This is a genomic window from Kordiimonas aquimaris (assembly GCF_025574485.1).
GTDB lineage: Bacteria > Pseudomonadota > Alphaproteobacteria > Sphingomonadales > Kordiimonadaceae > Kordiimonas > Kordiimonas aquimaris.
On record NZ_JAOBPO010000001.1, the window covers coordinates 1,149,186 to 1,167,546 of the forward strand.

Here is an 18,361-nt window from a genome sequence, read left to right on the forward strand (position 1 = left end):
TAAACAAAGTGAATTACTAGCCGTGAAGTGTTCCTCTGAACAATCTTCCTACAATGATCTTATCTTCTTCATTTCTAGGATTAGAAATGAGGTTATCCGTGTCTAATCCAATGCCTGCCAATTGTCGATATAATACAGGATCACCACCATCTGCTCTCTGGGCTGTAGCCACTACGGGGCATATCTCAAAACCTTGCGCATGGGATAGCCCGTATTGAACATGACCCCCAACATCATTTCTATCACACTCATTGATAAAGGCAGAAAACAATTCGAAAGCTCCGAGTTCGGGGTGGTTCGCAGCATAATCAATAAACTCCGTTGAACCACTACCAAACACATTTCGCTGAGTTACCCCTTGTGCATGATAAAATGGAATTTCTTCCAATCTAATTCCAAACCGATTGTCTATTATTTCAGATGAAATCTTATAAGCTGTCACTCTGTTTAGGACGGGGCAAAACCCTGTTAGCACCATATTTACAAAAATATCTTGAGGGTTCTGCCCCATTGCTCCTCTAGTTTGAACCTGATGTCTTGCGATTTTTGAAATAAGACTGCAAGCGTCATCTATGGAGAGAAGTGCGTTATTTGTAGACGCTAGGTTTTGCAGGAAAGCAGAAGCGCTCGTAAACACAGCCTGTGCTGATAAAGTACTTCCAGAGAACGCGAACCCTAATTGTGTGTCCTGTATAATGCCTCCATCATCGGGCCTACGAGAACGAATATTCAAAACATTAATCTTTGGAAAAATATCTGTAATTCGCTGATTACCATTACTAATTACACTATCAGAAAATACCTCAAAACTTCCGCTGTTTTGATCATGATGTAAATAAATCAACGTCACTATCTTTAACCTTTAATACATATAAAACAAATCCTTAGTAACCTATATAGGTGTCTTCATCTTATTTTTAATAAGCACCTGTAATATTGATTGCCGGCATTATAATATTATGCTAATTCAAATACTATTGATGGGAACAAAATAAGAACTTATGCTTTAAGTTGTTAGTTGCTAAAGCAGAGTTCAAATGAGTATCAGGAAGATCATACATATTGATATGGATGCGTTTTATGCATCTGTTGAACAGCGTGATAATCCTGATTTGCGCGGTAAGCCCATTGCCGTTGGCGGAGGTGGTGAAAGAGGCGTTGTCATGACCGCCAGTTATGAAGCCCGGCCCTATGGCGTGCGATCAGCCATGCCCGGACGCAAAGCCAAAGAGCTATGCCCCGATCTTACCTTTGTCCCAACTAATTTTGATGCTTACCGCGAAGCTTCTCAGAAAATACGCGCTATCTTCTATGACTATACAGACCTTGTTGAGCCTCTATCATTGGATGAGGCTTATCTTGATGTAACAGAAAACAAGCATAGCATTCCCTATGCAACACAAGTTGCCAAGGAAATCAGGGAGCGCATTTTCGAGGACACAAGCTTAACATCATCCGCAGGTGTTTCTTTCAATAAGTTTCTGGCAAAGACAGCTTCAGACATCAACAAGCCCAACGGCATGAAAGTGATCTTGCCAGAAGATGCACCCGCTTTTCTTGAGGCAATGAAAATCGAAAAGTTTCACGGTATCGGCAAAGCCACAGCAGCTAAAATGCACAAGCTAGAAATTTATACTGGGGCAGATTTAAAACAACTTAGTGAACACGAACTTCATCAGCGTTTTGGCAAAGCTGGAATTCACTACTATCACATTGTTAGAGGCAATGATAACCGAGCTGTAAACCCGAACCAAGAACGTAAATCCATCAGTGTTGAAAACACCTTCCGTCAGGATACTAGGGATAAAGGCATTCTCGCTGACGAGTTAAAGGATATGTCAGAGTCACTTAATGCCCGTATTAAAAAAGCCAAAGCATCAGGCAAGACCATCACACTTAAAATCAAATACTCTGATTTTAAATCTATCACACGCTCGATTACCATTGACCACCCCATCGCAGATATTGATGAAATCCTGCGCCTTGGTGTTCACTTGTTGGATAAGACTGAACTTTCTAAAACTGTGCGCTTGATTGGTATAGGCATTTCCAATCTCAGTGATGATAGCGAGAGTGACGAAACTCTCCAACTAAACCTTGGAATATAAATTCAAAACCTGCCTCAGTTCTCCACGTCCTTCCAAGGTCTTATCATTGATTGCGACTCTGCCCTCATCGCACAGTGTAGGATGTCCGCTTTTGGTACAAAGCGGCGTTTATAGGTAATAGACGGATTCATTGATTGATGGAGAATGTCAACAATCTCGATGTTTTCCCCAGCAATGCGGTAATAGATTAGGTGTGATCCTTCAGGTAGATGTGTAACCGATTGAGAATCTTGCAACGTCTTGATGTTAGCTATGTACCGCTAGTTGGTGAGTCGTAGTGGATTGGGCCCCGCATTGGCTAAAAGATGTGGCAACTAATCTGATCGGCATTCGGGCGAATTACTTTACGTATAACGGTTTGATTATGTTGAATTAGCATATTCAACATATTTTAGAGGTGACGCAAATTAGCTTCGCCTTTTTTCAAAATATGAAGAGGCGCAATGATCGATTACCTGTGTGACGGTGACTGTTCCTAGAAGCCAGTTTTCAGTGACACTGATGTTTGTATTCTTGAATAATACTTTTACTTGAGTGAAATGAAATGCCCTTGAGCCCAGCATCTCATATAAGCCTTGAGGTCGAATGGCACGTACTGGCGAGACAACATAAACGAGAGAAACCAACCAGTCTCATATAGCCCGCTATAGACAATGCGCTCTATAATTAGACTGGTGGCTTTCTGGGTCCAGAGTGAAGCAGGTAAGTCTACCCATAGCTCGATCAACAGCCCGGTGGCAACGACTAGATGGCTGTACGGATCAGCGCTCGGATAGCAGAGTTGCGATAATAGGCTTTCAAAAAGGTCGGGGTCAGTTTGCCAGACACTGTGAAGCACCGGCGCAGACACCGTTAGGATCAGGTGTTTGTTTCTTGCCATCTGTGCAACAGCGGTAGCGTAATCTTCAAAGCTCAGTGCACCCTTTTCGGCCATGGCGGCCAGGAGCGCCTGAAGCCCGGTCAGCTTAATGTCAAACGAATGGCTGGCTAGTTGCCGGAAGACATAATCGTCGGAGATTAGTAGTAAGCCTTCATCCTGAGCGACAAGGACGTCGTCCCAGAAATCGTCAGGAAACAGCGGATCGCCTTCGCGGTCAAGCGTCTCCGGTGATGCGGCAATGACCGGACACGTTGTTACTGTCTGCCGAAGAGCCGCCAGTTCCTGATGTGCCGCATCAAGGCGCATTTGCCGGACGGAAGCTGGTGTTTCAATGAGCGTAAATTTGTCACCGACAGGAGCAAGAGATCCGCCGTCCCTGCCAACATTAATCTGGATTTCATCGCAGCGCTGCAAGTGGGCGTCAATATGCGACTGCGGGACTCTAATTTCACCGACATAGCTTCGAACTTCGTCTAACAGGTCGAGCTTATAGAGGATATGGAGCGTCAGCAGATCAATAACACAGCCCTTGTCTTGTGCGTCAACTGCCAGCTGCACAGCAGCCATCATCTTATCATAGTTACCATCATTTGATGCGAGGTCTGTGCTTAATCCTGGGATCTCGTCGTAGAAATCCATCGGGGTAACTTTCAGCCAGTCGGCGATCAGGCGAGCCGGGATTTTTTTCTTGGCATACTGATCGAGAATTGCGGTTGCATGTTCGTGTTGTTGCCGCGCCTGCTCGAAGATAATGTCGAAGTCAGGATTGTCCTTGTCAATATGCATACGTTGGATCGTCGGGTTCGTACCGATGAGTTTGTCATATTCCTCGTGCAAAGTGTGAAAGAGGTGCAAATATTTGTGTTTGATCTCAACGATCTGCCAGTGGATGTCTTCGCGGCCCGGAATTTCATCGCCTACCTGCTTGCCAAGAAACATAGTAACGAAATTATGGCTGCTGGGCAGGTAACTGCTGCTGACCTGCAAGGCTTGATCGTTTTCGATTACAAAGTTTGTTTCATTTCCACGTGAAGGTTTGACCCTGACCCAACAATCCGAGCTGATTACTTCGGGGAGCGGAGGTGAAGGCGCGCGTTCCATATTGATAGTCAGCGCCATTAGCGCGAAAACATACAAACTTTCGTCTGACGGGTGCTTTAGTACGAGCCTATATAGTCGTTCAAAGGCATTTTCCATCGTATCAAAATGAAATGCCCGTTGCAGCACGGCGATCTGCGTCGGCATGTCCGCGTTGAGCGGCATTGGCAGCGTCGCCATGAAAGTGCAAGCCTTTTTTGTATCACCGGTACGATGCAGGGTATCGATGTAATTTATGCACAACGAAGGTTCGAATGAGCTAATGGCAAGGGCTCGTTTCAAGCCTTCAAGTGCAAGGGGAAGATCCTGGATTTTCATGCCGACGTCGGCCATCCGGCGATAATAAGTATCTTCACCAATAACATCCGGTCGCAGGCGTTGGAAGACCGATAAATAGTAACGCGGGTTGCCGCTTCTAGCGGCAGCGTCGATCAGCATATGAAGGTCTGGCCCAGCCCGCGAGAAGTCGGTTTCGAGATTTAAGATTTGGAAAGCTTCTTCGAAGTGGCTGCCGCGCAAAAGCACCTCTGCTGCATTAATGAGGTCATTACGTTTGGTCACGGATGGTAGTTTGGCGGTGACTTTTTCATGGGTGACATCTGTGATGGCACCCGAGCGCGACATTTCTACTTTGGCCTGGAGGCAATTGGGGATGACGCTGTCAGGGAACTCTTGCTCAAAGGTTGATAGAAACCGATCCACTTCAGGGCTTTCAGAATTGGGACTGTATGAGGCGGCAAATTCAATGCAGCGGGCGTGCAATGCGAGCGTTGGTTTTTCTTTTGACCAGTCATAGGCGTTGATAAGAGCCAGGCTTTGTTCGGTATCGGTTTCAACGTGAAGGTCTGCGCAGAAAAGGGCATGTTCTGCGCTAAGGTCGAACCCTTCCATCAATTGCAGCGCTTCGTCGAACTTTCCTTGTTCCTGAGCCAGGGTTGTTGCGAGCGCATAGGCGAGGCCGCAGTCGTTTGGATTTGCTTCGCGGGCTTCTCTGAGCACTGTGATCGCTTCCTCGACCTTATGCGTCGCCAGCAGCAGCATGGCGTGGTTGTTCGCAAAACCCAAATGAATAGCTTGGGTGTGGCCGTCTTTGACTTGCTGCCAGACAGCTCGGTAGACGTCGGTCGCTTCTTCCAAAACTTCGCCATCGATAGCTGGACATATAGCCTTTGAAGTTTTGCTAGCGGTGAAATATTGTGAAAGGACGTGATCTGCCCACACCCGGCGTGCTTCAAGGTGCTCGCTAGCGCGCAACCCCTGTACTTTAGTTTCAAAGGATGGGTCGCCAAGTTCTCGCAAGCGATCGGTTTCGCCTGCGATGATCTGGCCTTTGTCCTCCAGACCTGCGGGGATGAGTGCTAGGTTTTTGGTTAGAGTTGGAGCGTCAGGGCTCGAGAAGATCAGATAGAAAGCGCTAAGCAAACGAGGGTTATCAAGTGAGCAGGCTTCGAGTGCGCGTGTCTGGCAATCTTCCATGTCGCCGCGTAAGAAGGCAGCCAATACATAGTTTGCATGGGCTTGCCCGTCGCCATCCGGGGCAAAGGAGAAAGCGGTTTCAAAAAAGCGGATCGCCTGGTCGCGCTGCCCCAAATTATGATAACAGGCCCCGATGTTGGACAGTAGGCGGAAGCGCACCCGGTCACTTGTTGTGTCATCGATCGATTTGAGCTTGGTCTCAAAGAACTCTAGTGCCAGTCCATACTGACCCGCCCTCAGCTTCTTGTTGTAGACGTCAATGTCCCTGTGATGGTTTTCATCAATTTTTTCGCCAGCAGCCAGATTGGCCTCGTCCTGTGCATTCTGTAGAAAATTCTGTATAGAGTTGGCTACGTCATCTAAATCACGTACTTGCCCCGGTCCTGACTGTGTTTCTTGTTGAACCACAGCTTTTAGATCTGGAAACCAGAGTTGAAGCATACCTTCGCTTTTAAAACGCTCGATTTCTTGGCAAATAGTACCCCACCCCCACACATTAATGGTGAACGGTGTGTTAGTGGTCGACAACTCTGCCTGCAGTTGTGCAGCTTCTGCTTGGATTTTGACATCATCTTTGGCGGTGGTAACTAGGATGTATTCCGAGAGCGCCGGCGTAAATTTGCGAGCTTCTTTGACTTCATTACGCAGGATAGTTTTGGTTATGCGTTTGTCCCAGGTTTTTTGTTTGCACTGTATGCCAACGAAATGGCCAGGATTATCGTCGCGGCTCGCATAAAGATCGACCCCCAACTGTTTTTGCCCTTGTCGCCCGTAGGTTTGGATTGAGCGGGCCTTGAGCACCAGCATCAATAGTTGTTTCATATTTGATTCGAATGTCTGCCATTCATCAGGCGGTGGGATCGTATAGGACATAAAACTGTAAACGGGACCTTCTTGATAAACCAGCATGGGCTACTGCTTTATGATCTTATACAATTTGTTTTTCTAAAACCAGCAACTACGGATTAAACATTTCATCGTTAGATAATCGACGTAAAATACTTTGCGCAGAAGCACGACAAACGTCATATCAACGCACATGAAAATAGTCATTTGTATACTGTTAGAACTCAAGCCACGGTTCAATTTTCTCGGGCAATATAGCTTGTGCTGGTAAAGCTGAATGTTTCTATTTAAACCCAACAAGGTTAGCTATGGCGATTTGAAACCTGCCGTTTGATGGCTTTGTCACACTATTAACGTTGATCTTAGCATTTCGGTTAAACAACAATTCATATTCATTCGGGCTCCCCTTGGGCGCAAATAGGGCTTTATAGTCTTCCTCAAGGGTCAGTATGATCACTACAGGTACACTTGTCATATTGTATGATGCGTCCATACTTGTTTTGCGTACCGAGTGTTCGGCTGCGACTACAAGGCTGAAAGTCGTAGAAAGGAAGTATGGTAGATAGCCCTGCCGTTGTAGCTCGTCGAATTGCTCTTTACCTAAACCATAGAATAGTTTCTGGCCTGCCATAACAGTCGTTTGAGATGATTGAATTTCACTTGCAAGGCCAAGAATATGTTCTCGAAAAGATGTACGGACAGGCTGATTTTGCTCGAATCGTCGAACGTTGTCATTGAAAATTTGGTTCTTTTTTCTATAGAAGCGGAAGGAAGGAATTGTATTTAGGCGAGAATAGTTTTTTTTCAATTTTGCGTAGTTCGAGCAGTTATGGAATTTTGTCGTAATTACGTTCTGTAGAGCGGAAGCAAAGTCATAATCTGAAGACAAATACTCTGCCGCATCCAATGCGGAGGAAAACTCGACTGGTTTCGGTTTTGGGATGCCGAGATGAGTATCTAATGGGTGTTGGTAAGGCTCATAACGATAGCTGTCGACATTTACAATCATTGTTGGATGCCTTCCTCACTGTTATCAAGTGTCAGCGAGATGCCAAGAGCAATTCTGTGATGTGCATTGCACTTCTTACAATGCCAGTTTGTGCCTTCGGTTTGTAACTCTTTTAGCCAAAGCGGGAATGAAGCATCGCATGATGCATTTCGACAGCGGAGGCTTGTTTGACGAGGCTCCCAATGAATCTTTCCGTTTGCGGTAGTAGACAGTTCATATTCAGCTGGGCAATCATCAATGAAGCATTCAACAATAGTATTTTCTTGGCCTTTGAAGAAACGCCGACGTATTGGATGGCCGCATTCCATACAGTCGATTTTCGCTGTTGTTCTGAAATCAACATTCCATACTGTTGACGCGAGCGTGTCTTCGATTGCTTTAGCAATAGCCAAACACCTTGCTCGCAACTTGGACATGTTGTGCGACTTGCTTTGTTCCACGGACAGCAGTGTTTCCATATGAAGGTACGAGCCAAGTGCATCATAGTGCCGTTTGATGAGAGCCAAATTTAAGGTGTTTTCTTTACCAAGAAATCTGAAATCTTCAGGTTCCTCGTCGGCTAAAGGCGAAGGGCGGTACCGAACGCTGGACGACTGATCTGCATGTGGGTCGATGTCAACGAGCCGTCGCATCAGTTTCCGAACTTGCCAGGTCTTAAAATCTTCAGGCGATAGGTCCTCATTGAAAAGGTTGGCGCGCTCATAGGTAAGGGCTTCCATCGCCAATCGAAGAAAAAGGGCCGCAGAACGGAGGTCATTATCATTGCTCGATGATAGATGTTGTTTTGCATAGGCAGAATATTCTGCCGCCTTGCGTCGAAAGTTGCTTTTCACAATGTTTGTCTCTTCTTGACCAAATTCTAGTTGGTATGACCTGGCGGTCCCTTACAAAATATGCAAGCTACATTGATGTTCGATCTCCTATCAATTTTTCTTTTGACTGGATTGGTGACCTAATCGTTAGAGGTTGCAGGTGTCCGCTTTTGGCCGAAAGCGAACAATTCTCCACGTTACAGTTTCATCAGTCGTCACATCAAACTTGGCAAATTAAATGTGGTGAATTTCACCAATTTAAAGCTGTCCTCATTTACTGTGAGTATCGACATATATCATATGTGAAAGATGACAAAATCTTGCGGCGATTGATCAAGTGAACACTATCAATATTAGTAGTGCCATAGTTAGTCGAAAATTGCTCTCTCCTCCAAATATTAATGCTGTCCTACTAACTTGACCTTTTGTTGACGTCGTTCTTTTAACCCATGATGGCTTAAGTGATACATCGCGGGAGATTCTACATGAGAATAGGTATTGATGTGGGGGGAACAAATACCGATGCTGTCCTGATGGATGGTAAAAAGGTTATTGCTGTCCAAAAATCACCTACCACACCCAATGTCAGTGATGGCATTGTAAGAGCTATATCATCTGTTTTACAACAATCCGACGTCGCTGCTGGCGATATCCAATGTGTCATGATTGGTACGACACAGTTTACCAATGCCTTTGTCGAGAGACGGAATTTGGTTGAAGTCGGTATCATTCGTATTAGCCTGCCAGCATCGCGTGGCATCCCACCACTCACTGACTGGCCTGAAGATATTCGTGCAGTGGTCGGTGGCCATTTTGAGATGGTGCGCGGTGGTTATCAATATGATGGCCGCCTGAACAGTGAACTTGATGAAGCCGGATTAATTGCTGCCGTGAGGCGTATCAAAGAGCGCGGCATTAAGGCAATTGCCGTATCTGGTCTGTTTTCGCCTGTTAATACGGAAATGGAATCCCGTGCGGAATATATCATTCTGCAAGAAATACCTGATGCAAAGTTGACGCTGTCGTCGCGGATCGGCCGTATCGGTCTGATTGAGCGCGAAAATGCCGCGATCATGAATGCCAGTCTTGCACATCTATCGGCGAAAGTTGTGTCATCGTTCCGGACTGCACTCAAGAATCTGGGTATACAGGCACCATTTTTCATCAGCCAGAATGACGGCACGTTGATGCAGGCCGACTTTGTCGAAAAATACCCAGTGCTGACCTTTGCGTCAGGACCAACTAATAGCATGCGTGGTGCAGCCTATCTATCCGGCTTCAAGGACGCATTGGTGGCGGACATCGGCGGTACAACGACCGATGTCGGCATGTTGGTCAATGGTTTTCCAAGGGAATCGTCAGTCACCGTTGATATCGGTGGCGTCAAAACCAACTTCCGGATGCCAGACGTGTTCGCCATTGGCCTCGGTGGCGGCTCTATCGTTAATAACAGTGAGAGTTTGAAAATTGGCCCACAGTCGGTTGGATATCGTCTCCTCGAAGAGGCAAAGGTGTTCGGAGGCGACATGTTGACGGCGAGCGATATCGCTGTGGCAGCTGGCTTTGCCGAGTTTGGCGACAGTGCGGCTGTGAGTTCACTTGACGATGATCTGGTCGAAAATGCAGTGGTTGAAATCCATGCGATCGTCGCTGATGGCATCGACAGAATGAAAACCAGCGCTGATCCGCTGCCGCTTATCCTTGTTGGCGGTGGCTCCATTCTTATCAAGCGTGACATTGCTGGCACGTCCGAAGTAATCGTGCCAGAGAATGCCGGTGTGGCGAACGCGATTGGCGCATCAATCGCTCAGGTCGGCGGTGAGATAGATCGTGTCTATTCTTATGATGATATTGGCAGAGATGCTGCTATCGAACAGGCGACCAATGATGCAAAAGAGGCTGCGGTTAAGGCCGGTGCCATCGTAGACACTATTCAAGTTGTCGATGTTGAGGAGGTCCCAGTTGCTTACATTCCTGGCGGTTCTGTGAAGTTGCGAGTGAAGGTTGCTGGAGAGCTTGATCTCAATGGTTTGACGAGGAGCGTATGATGAAAATTAAGTTAGATGATTTAGAAGATTTTGCGCGTGGTGCAGCGTTCCTTGGTACCGGCGGTGGCGGTGACCCCTATATCGGTAAATTGCTCGCGCGGCACGCGATCACCGAGTTTGGCGACCCGATAATTCTTGATCCGGAAGACTTGGCAGATGACGCGCTGGTATTCTGTATCGCCATGCTCGGGGCGCCAACGGTGTTGGTTGAAAAAGCTGCAAATGGTGATGATATAGATTTAGCGATCAAAAAGCTTGCTGACCGGTTAGGTCGTATGCCAGATGCATTGATTCCGATTGAGATCGGAGGTATCAACTCGACAATCCCACTAGTGGCAGCTGCGCGGACTGGCATTCCGCTCGTGAATGCGGACGGAATGGGCCGCGCCTTCCCAGAAATCCAGATGGTGACTTTCAATGTGTATGGCCATGGGCCGACCCCATTGTCGGTTGTTGATGAACACCTGAACTCAGTTGTTGTTGATGCGACGGACGCGAAAACGGCAGAGGACCTAGTCCGATCGGTGGCAATCCAGATGGGATTGAGTGTTATGACTGCCAATTACCCGATTACCGGTAAAGTGGTGAAGGATTACGGCGTCAAATATACGCTGACACTTGCGCTTGAGATCGGTCGGGCAATTGCAAAAGGCCGCCGGGACGGCAAGCCGGTGGAAGCTTTGATAAGTTACCTCAAGAGCACAGAATATTATCAGGATTGCGGCGTGTTGTTCGATGGCAAGGTTGTTGACCTCAAACGAACTACTGAAGGCGGTTTCTCCGTTGGTCATTGTCATGTGGAGCCCTTGACAGGTAAGGGAGCTCGGATGGAGATTACGTTCCAGAATGAGCATCTCATCGCTCATGTGGACGGTAAGGCAGTCGCAATGGTGCCTGATTTGATCTGTGTTATCGATCGCGAGACGGCAGAACCAATCCCGGTCGAAGCGCTGCGGTATGGCCAGCGGATCAAAGTGGTTGGTGCGAGCGTGCCACCGATTATGCGGACGCCAGAAGCGATCGCAACATTTGGGCCGCGGGCTTTTGGGCTTGAGCAGGATTATGTTCCAATCCGAGAGCTACTGAAATCATGAATTGTGGTGACGGCAGTTTCGCTGCCTTTATTGAAGAGTATCTATCTGATAGATCTATAGAATGATAAATGAAGGCAATCCAAAGAATATGAATTCTACACCTTGGCTGATTAAAGCCAAGGTAACAGCTCCCAAATATCACGTGGCTTTGGAGACACGTGATATTGCCATGGAAAAACTTTCAGCTCCTAGCCAATTTGCTGTGTCGATTTTGGAGGCGCCGGGTGGCTTCGGAAAAAGTACTCTGCTTGCATTGTGGCGTACCCATTTGTCTGAATGTGGGTACGAAGTTGCTTGGTTGACCCTCGAGGAAGAAGAAACGGCGAGCACGTTATCGGCCTATCTCGCTTTTGCCTTCGATACCGTCGGCGTGGGTGGAGACGCCCTATCAACTAGCCAATTATCGACGCCGGACCTCGATCCAGCTCATCAGGCTAATATTCTATCGACCCAGATTCAGGCAAGCGGCAAAAAGCTTGTGTTGATTTTGGATGATGTCGAAAACCTGATTGATGAACAGGCACAGCGGCTCCTGAATAATTTTATCCGCCATGCGCCGGAAAACCTGCATATCGCACTGGCTTACCGGCAAAACCCCGGTCTTGCCTTGAGCAAATTGGTGCTGGACGGCATGGCAGTCATGCTGTCGGTTGATGACTTGCGTTTCTCTTTTGACGAGGCGGCGAGTTTTTTTGATGGACTCCTCTCCAAACGTGAAACAAAAGCTATGTATGAAAAAACCGAGGGCTGGCCTGTTGCTCTCAGGTTGATGAAAAATGCGATTGGCGGAACAGGGGCTGCGATTGATAAATTACAGTTTTTCACTAGCGAGCATGGGTTGGCTGCAGATTATCTTGAAGATCAGTTCTATAGTCGCCTGTCAAAGTCCGAGAAGACCTTTCTTTTGGATGCTTCCGTTCTTGAATGGATCGAACCGCCGCTCCTCGACAATTTAAGACAGAAGAATGACGCTGAAGCGGTGCTTGGTGGCCTTGCGCATCTTGAAGGGATTATTGTTCCACTTGATAACCGTGAGAAAACTTATCGACTCCACGGCTTGTTCCGCCAGTATCTGAAGGAAACATTACAGCGAGAGAATAGTGATCGTTATACATTGCTACACCAGCGAGCAGCCAATGCCCTTTCGGAACGCGGTCGGTTGTTGACGGCACTGCGGCACGCGAGCTACGCCAATGATACGGATCTAATTGGGCATCTGCTAGAAAAAGCTGGCGGCATAAGGCTATGGCTCAGGGAAGGCATGACACGGGTCATTCCGGCAAACGATATGTTGAACGATGAGATTATCGAAAAGTTTCCTCGCCTCGGTTTTCTTCGTTGTATCGTACTTATTAAACAGGGACATCTAAAGGGCGCGCAAGACCTGTTTAATCGCCTAGCCGAGACGACAGAAGGTTTCCAAAAAGACCGGGCGAAAGGTGACGACCGAGAGCTCTATAAGGATCATATTTTTGTCCGTTCAATGCTTGCTGCCTATGGCTGTGTTCCGCTCAGTAAGGAACTTATTTCCGATTTATTGCCAGGTGATATGGATACGTCTAACGAGGAAGCGACAACCCTTGGTCATCATAAAACACTTTTGTGCCTCGCCAGCCATCAACGCGCCGAGTTTGCCAATGCTTGGCGGTTTGGTAAGGAAGCCGCTGAGCATTTTAGAGCAGCGGGATCGCGTTACGGTGAACTTTTTATCGATTTTCACTTTGGCTCGATCGCCATGGTGCGCGGCGAAGTGGAAGATGCCGACAATTATTATGTTCAGTCACAGAAGGCAATTCGACAGTTTTTCCCTCGGGACAACGGTCTGCGTTTGATCAACGAAATCCTGACCGCCGAACTCGATTTGGAGCGCAACCGCATCAACCGAATACGTAGCAAGCTCTCGAATATTATCGATCGGCTCCATGGCAGCGAAGCCTGGTTTGATATATACGCTGCAGCGTACAGCGTCGTAACAGAAGCAACGCTCTATGAAGAAAGCCTTGATAATGCACTCGATTTCCTTCATGCCGCCCTCGAACATACTGAAGAGCAGGGATTGGCAAAGCTAAACAATTACTTGATGGCGCTTAAGGTCATGGCGTTGATCAACGCGGGTCGACATGATCAGGCCCGCCTGTCCTACGATCGATCGGGGCTTCCTGATAATGTTGAGACGATTTTCAATCAGCAAATACATACCTGGCGCGAAATGGAAGTATTTGCCTGCGCGCTGATCAACATCAAGACGATTGAAGAAGCCTATGAAGAGGGTAAAGCGGTTGCAGACGCGCTTTACCGCTTTACAACCAAGCGCAACCTAATGCGGCCGCTCATCCGTTGCTTAATCTTGTCAGCACTCTTACATGAGCGGAGCGACGACAAGGACAAAGCAACAACATCTATCGCGGAAGCACTTAAATATGCCCGGCATACAGACTATATTCGCCCCTTTGTGCGGCGTATTGGTGACTTGAAGGGCCTACTCAAACAGTATCAGAAGGCAACAGTCCGGAAAGCCGACAAGCACCAAATTGAGCGTTTGTTTTCTTTCTCAGTCGAAGCATCTGAGACGAACGGGAATGTCGCTGTTTTTAGTCCGCGCGAGATTGATATTCTACAAGGACTTCATACGGGTCTGCAGGACAAAATGATTGCGCGGCGCCTTGGTGTTACGCCACATGCGGTCCGGTATCATTTGAAAAACATTTATGCGAAGACGAATGCCAACAATCGTATGCAGGCAGTCAACAAGGCGCGGACGATGGGGTTTGAACCGCGATCCTGACGACTGGTTCCAAAGCTATCAAAATAGGTAGGCGTAAAAACACATTGTTTGCCTGTCACTCCCCAAATTAACGCTGCCCTACCGGTCAAGCTGATTGTCTTTGTGCACTGTTGATGGAACGATAGTCTCAATCCAATGGACGCTAAAAGGAGTTTTTATGTCGAAGATCATTCATATCATCACGCCGATCATTACTGAGGGTATTCGCTCGCTCGAAGATGTTGCGCCTTTTGCAAGTGAAAATCTCGAGTTCCGCCATTCTCTCCTTGATAGAGGGCCGTCTTCGATTGAATGCGAATATGATGAAGCAATCGCTGTACCTGACACCATTGCTAAATGTATCGAGGCGGAGCAAGCGGGCGCCGACGCGATCGTAATCGATTGTATGGGGGACCCTGGCATGAAACCATGCCGTGAAGTGGTTTCAATCCCTGTGCTCGGGCCCGGTGAGACAAGTATGCATATGGCCGCAATGCTAGGGCAAAAGTTCTCATTCGTAACCGTAGTCGACGGCGTTATTCCCATGATCAACAATCTGGCGAAAATCTATGGCCTCGCAGAGAAAATGGTGTCGTCCCGTGTGATCGATATGCCTGTTTTGAATATTGAACAGGACATCGAAAAAACTCAGGAGAAGCTCGCAGAAGCATCGCTTGAGGCAATCAGAGATGATGGTGCTGATGTCATTGTCCTTGGCTGTACAGGCTTTCTCGGCTGCGCAGAAAAGATCATTGAGCGGTTGAAGTTCGAAGGCTACGACGTACCGGTTATCGATCCAATTCCTCTTACCGTCATGACCGCGTCTGCGCTTATTGATGTTGGGTTGACGCATAGCAAGAAAACCTACGCACCGCCGCGAGACAAGGTTGTCGTGGGGTACTGATTGACGCTTAGGCTGAAGGCAGTAGAGAGGCTTCCGTCAATGATAAAACTCTATGGCGTAAGGGGCTCAATGTCGTGTGAACGCGCACGGCATTGCTGCACTTTTCAGCATGGGAATCAGGATCTTTGTGGTCCAGCTTCTGGCGTCTATCCCAGCGCATGCCGTACGTCACATAGACATCGTTGAGATATTGTGTTTTGGGTTTAGGAGCGCCGGCTTTCTTCCTGTTAGTGTTTGCCACGTGGACCATCAACGCAAGTAATCTATATTCTGAGGCCCTTGGTTTAAAGGAGCTGGTTGCCAAAGGTCGACAAATGGAAATTGACGCTGTTGGGAGCTACTGTTGGGGCTGCGCTTGCTCTCTGGGGTTGCCGATAATCTATCAGTGTTTTTGTTGGCTCTGGGAGTAGCAATACCTCCGATCGCAGGCATTTATATTGTTGATAATTTCTTCGCTGGTGCATCGGCCAGATTCAAATGCGCCCCCAGGCATAAATCTATCGAATGGATCGCTTTCATTGCCTGAATTGTCGGCAATCTGTTCGGCGTCCTTGCGAGCTCGTAGAATATAGGGGTTTTGCCGTCATTGGGCGACCTCATCGTGTCAATGATATGCTATCTTTTACTACAGCGGCTAGCAGAGTGGTTGCTTTGAATATGTGCCAAAAACTACTAATATTAATAGGGAATGTTTTGCGCCTGCGCCAAACTAGACCTACCTTTTTTATCAGCGACCTATCAGTTTCCTCACTTGCTTCTAAAAGGCTGGAAGCGCTCAACTGAGGCAACGTTAATTGGAACTACCCAATTGCGGGGAGGAAATTTGGAGGAATGTTATGTCTAAGGTTTCAATAAAGAGAATACTGGCATATTCGACCTGCATTGGGTCGCTATTTGCTACATCAAACACTACTTGGGCACAGAACGGTCAGGATGGTGATTTTGCGCTTGAAGAAATTATTGTAACTGCTCAAAAGCGTGAGCAGAGTTTGAACGATGTTGGCATTGCCGTCACGGCCTTTACGGGAGATGCCATTCAGCGGCTGGGACTGGAAGAGCCGGTTGATCTGGCAGCCTATACCCCAAATGTGAACATCAATGAAACATTTGGGCGCGGTATCATCAATGTCAGCGTACGCGGCATTGGCCTCAACGACTACGCTGTGAACAATAACCCAGCTGCAGGGATTTACATCGACGACGTGTATCTTGTCTCACCAGCGATGCTCAGCTTCCAATTGTTTGACTTGGAACGTGTGGAGGTACTTAAAGGGCCACAAGGTACCCTCTACGGTAAGAACACGACTGCGGGTGCAGTCAAATTCATCAGCCGCAAGCCAACTGACGAAACGGAAGGATACATCCGAGCGGAATATGGCCGGTTTGATAAATTGACAGTCGATGGTGCGATTGGCGGTCAAGTTGCGGAAGGATTCAACGTAAGGCTTTCTGGACAGACAACTCAGCAGTTTGAAGGCTTCCAAACCAATCGTGTAACAGGCGAAGACGTTGGTGATATACATCGAACCTCCTTGCGATTGCTGGCTGACTGGCAGGCGACAGAGAATTTCTCGGTTTTCTTGAACGTTCATGGTGGCAGAGATACATCTGACTCTATCTTGTTCAACGTAAACAATATCCTTGACCCTAGTGATGATGAATTTTTCGATGAACCATTCAATGTGTCTGGAGGCGGGCCAATTGGATCTGAAATTGAAAACTTTGGATTTTCGGTGACGGCAAATTGGGACCTCTCAGACCAATGGTCAGTTGTGTCGATTACCGGGTATGAAGATTATTCTAGATTCTATCAGGAAGATCGTGACGGCTCTACGTTAGTGCATCTGGATGGCTTCTTCGAAAATGAAATTGAACAATTCTCGCAAGAGCTGAGAGCGACTTTCACTAGTGAGGAATTCTTTCTGACATTTGGTGGTTTCTATGGAACCGACACTGTTGATACTCGCGACCAATTTGATGCTGTTGATCTTTTGCCATTATTTGGTTTGGGCGGGTCGACTGGTGTCGGAAACTTCTATAGTCAGGAAACCGATTCCTCGGCGCTATTTGTACATGCGGAGTGGCAAGCCACTGAAACCATCAAATTGACAGGTGGACTTCGGTATACGAATGATCAGAAGGACTTGAGTAACGCATTTACCTTTATCGTTACGCCAGACTTGAGTACTGGTGGTGGCGGCCTTTGCCCATTGCTTCCCGCTGGTGATCCTGGTGCTGTCAATGTTGATGATGGCGTTCAAATCGGCTGCTTTGACCCTTTTGCAGCGGATTTCTCTGTGAACGATCTCGCGTGGAAGTTTGGTATCGATTACTCTGGACTTGAAGATACATTGATCTATGCCAGTGTGGGAACGGGCTTTAAGTCAGGTGGCTTCCAAGGCCAATTGACTTTCAATCCTGCCGACCTTAATCCGTTCGTTGAAGAAAACCTTGTTGCTTATGAAGTTGGTTTCAAAACTCAGTTAGCCTCAAACAGGCTGCAATTGAACGGTGCTGCCTTCTACTATGATTACACCGACTTGCAATTTTATGGCCCTCTATTTGACTCACCATTTGGCCCATTGTTTGGGATTGATAATGCCGGTAATGCCTCAATTTTTGGTGGTGAAATCGAGTTGAACTGGTTGATAACAGAAAGCTGGGACATTCAAGCTGGTCTTGGCTTGCTTGATACTGAAATTGACAATTCGGTTCTCCCGGGTGTTGCTGCGGGTAGCGAACTGCCTAACTCTCCAAATGTAAACTTTAATCTGCAGACCAATTATCAGTGGAATATTAGCGATAGTTTGGTTGGTGATGTTTCGTTTGCAACGTCTTACAAAGGTGATGTGAGCTATGACATCGTTCGTCAACCGCAGGAAACATTGGAAGATGGTTATTGGCTGGTAAATGCTCGTATCGGTGTGTCTGATGCCGAGGGTGATTGGTCCGTCTATCTTTGGGGGAGGAATATACTTGATGAGCGATATCGGACGCAGGTTATCACTTCAAGTGTCGGATTTGCTGAGACGTTTGGTGACCCAGCCACCTACGGTGTTGGTTTTCAGCTGAATTTTTAGAGAATTCATATTTGGTCACTAAGCTATATACAATGTTCGAACCTTTGTTCGATTGACCTTTGTAAAGATAGCAAGTTGATCAAAAGGAATCTTCCCAAGGTAGAAGTAGTTTTATACTACTGAGACCTTATGTAGGCTCGCGAACTCGAGGGCCTACTTTTTGTCTATATTGGATGTTATGTTGATATAATCCGCGCAAAAGTGATGCTGTGTGAGTTGATCTGGCGCCTGACTAGTTAGCA

10 protein-coding genes are annotated in these 18,361 nt (G+C 47.2%); 6 read left to right on the forward strand and 4 right to left on the reverse strand.

Features of this window, described 5'->3' with window-relative positions; translation table 11 throughout:
* Positions 1-16: 16 nt before the first annotated feature.
* Entirely contained in the window at positions 17-850 is an 834-nt protein-coding gene (locus tag OEU88_RS05435; protein ID WP_262694100.1) for a hypothetical protein, read from the reverse strand.
* 187 nt (positions 851-1,037) lie between these two features.
* On the opposite strand from OEU88_RS05435, the gene dinB reads away from it, so the two are divergent.
* Positions 1,038-2,108: a DNA polymerase IV gene (gene dinB / locus OEU88_RS05440; RefSeq protein WP_262694101.1), complete on the forward strand. Its 1,071-nt coding sequence runs from the start codon at positions 1,038-1,040 to the stop codon at positions 2,106-2,108.
* Positions 2,109-2,634: 526 nt separating this feature from the next.
* On the opposite strand, the gene OEU88_RS05445 is transcribed toward dinB, so the two are convergent.
* The 3 genes from OEU88_RS05445 to OEU88_RS05455 all read right to left on the reverse strand — a co-directional run bounded on the left by OEU88_RS05445 (position 2,635) and on the right by OEU88_RS05455 (position 8,250).
* Complete coding sequence (locus tag OEU88_RS05445) at positions 2,635-6,471, reverse strand: tetratricopeptide repeat protein (protein WP_262694102.1); 3,837 nt, start codon at positions 6,469-6,471, stop codon at positions 2,635-2,637.
* 220 nt (positions 6,472-6,691) lie between these two features.
* Positions 6,692-7,417, reverse strand: a complete 726-nt coding sequence (locus tag OEU88_RS05450) for an ADP-ribosyltransferase family protein (RefSeq protein ID WP_262694103.1) — start codon at positions 7,415-7,417, stop codon at positions 6,692-6,694.
* Positions 7,414-8,250 carry a hypothetical protein gene (locus tag OEU88_RS05455; protein WP_262694104.1) on the reverse strand — a complete coding sequence of 279 codons (837 nt, stop codon included), beginning with the start codon at positions 8,248-8,250 and terminating at the stop codon, positions 7,414-7,416. Before OEU88_RS05455 ends, OEU88_RS05450 begins: the two co-directional genes overlap by 4 nt.
* A gap of 464 nt (positions 8,251-8,714) precedes the next feature.
* Between OEU88_RS05455 and OEU88_RS05460 the strand changes: the two genes are divergently transcribed.
* The 5 genes from OEU88_RS05460 to OEU88_RS05480 all read left to right on the forward strand — a co-directional run bounded on the left by OEU88_RS05460 (position 8,715) and on the right by OEU88_RS05480 (position 18,119).
* Positions 8,715-10,277: a hydantoinase/oxoprolinase family protein gene (locus OEU88_RS05460; protein WP_262694105.1), complete on the forward strand. Its 1,563-nt coding sequence runs from the start codon at positions 8,715-8,717 to the stop codon at positions 10,275-10,277.
* A complete protein-coding gene (locus tag OEU88_RS05465) occupies positions 10,277-11,371 on the forward strand; it encodes a DUF917 domain-containing protein (protein ID WP_262694106.1) in 1,095 nt (364 codons plus the stop codon). Before OEU88_RS05460 ends, OEU88_RS05465 begins: the two co-directional genes overlap by 1 nt.
* A gap of 61 nt (positions 11,372-11,432) precedes the next feature.
* Positions 11,433-14,156, forward strand: coding sequence for a LuxR C-terminal-related transcriptional regulator (locus tag OEU88_RS05470; protein WP_262694107.1), 2,724 nt, complete (start codon positions 11,433-11,435; stop codon positions 14,154-14,156).
* 157 nt (positions 14,157-14,313) lie between these two features.
* Positions 14,314-15,039 (forward strand): aspartate/glutamate racemase family protein, encoded by a 726-nt coding sequence (locus OEU88_RS05475; protein ID WP_262694108.1) that lies wholly within the window; start codon positions 14,314-14,316, stop codon positions 15,037-15,039.
* An 836-nt stretch (positions 15,040-15,875) separates the two neighbouring features.
* Positions 15,876-18,119, forward strand: coding sequence for a TonB-dependent receptor (locus OEU88_RS05480; protein ID WP_262694109.1), 2,244 nt, complete (start codon positions 15,876-15,878; stop codon positions 18,117-18,119).
* The last annotated feature ends 242 nt before the right edge of the window (positions 18,120-18,361 follow it).

What these genes read in the sequence shown, in the direction of transcription:
- OEU88_RS05480 (WP_262694109.1), top strand. Translation starts at nt 15,876, where the DNA reads ATGTCTAAGGTTTCAATAAAGAGAATACTGGCATATTCGACCTGCATT.
- OEU88_RS05465 (WP_262694106.1), top strand. Translation starts at nt 10,277, where the DNA reads ATGAAAATTAAGTTAGATGATTTAGAAGATTTTGCGCGTGGTGCAGCG.
- dinB (WP_262694101.1), top strand. Translation starts at nt 1,038, where the DNA reads ATGAGTATCAGGAAGATCATACATATTGATATGGATGCGTTTTATGCA.
- OEU88_RS05460 (WP_262694105.1), top strand. Translation starts at nt 8,715, where the DNA reads ATGAGAATAGGTATTGATGTGGGGGGAACAAATACCGATGCTGTCCTG.
- OEU88_RS05445 (WP_262694102.1), bottom strand. Translation starts at nt 6,471, where the DNA reads ATGCTGGTTTATCAAGAAGGTCCCGTTTACAGTTTTATGTCCTATACG.
- OEU88_RS05450 (WP_262694103.1), bottom strand. Translation starts at nt 7,417, where the DNA reads ATGATTGTAAATGTCGACAGCTATCGTTATGAGCCTTACCAACACCCA.
- OEU88_RS05470 (WP_262694107.1), top strand. Translation starts at nt 11,433, where the DNA reads ATGATAAATGAAGGCAATCCAAAGAATATGAATTCTACACCTTGGCTG.
- OEU88_RS05475 (WP_262694108.1), top strand. Translation starts at nt 14,314, where the DNA reads ATGTCGAAGATCATTCATATCATCACGCCGATCATTACTGAGGGTATT.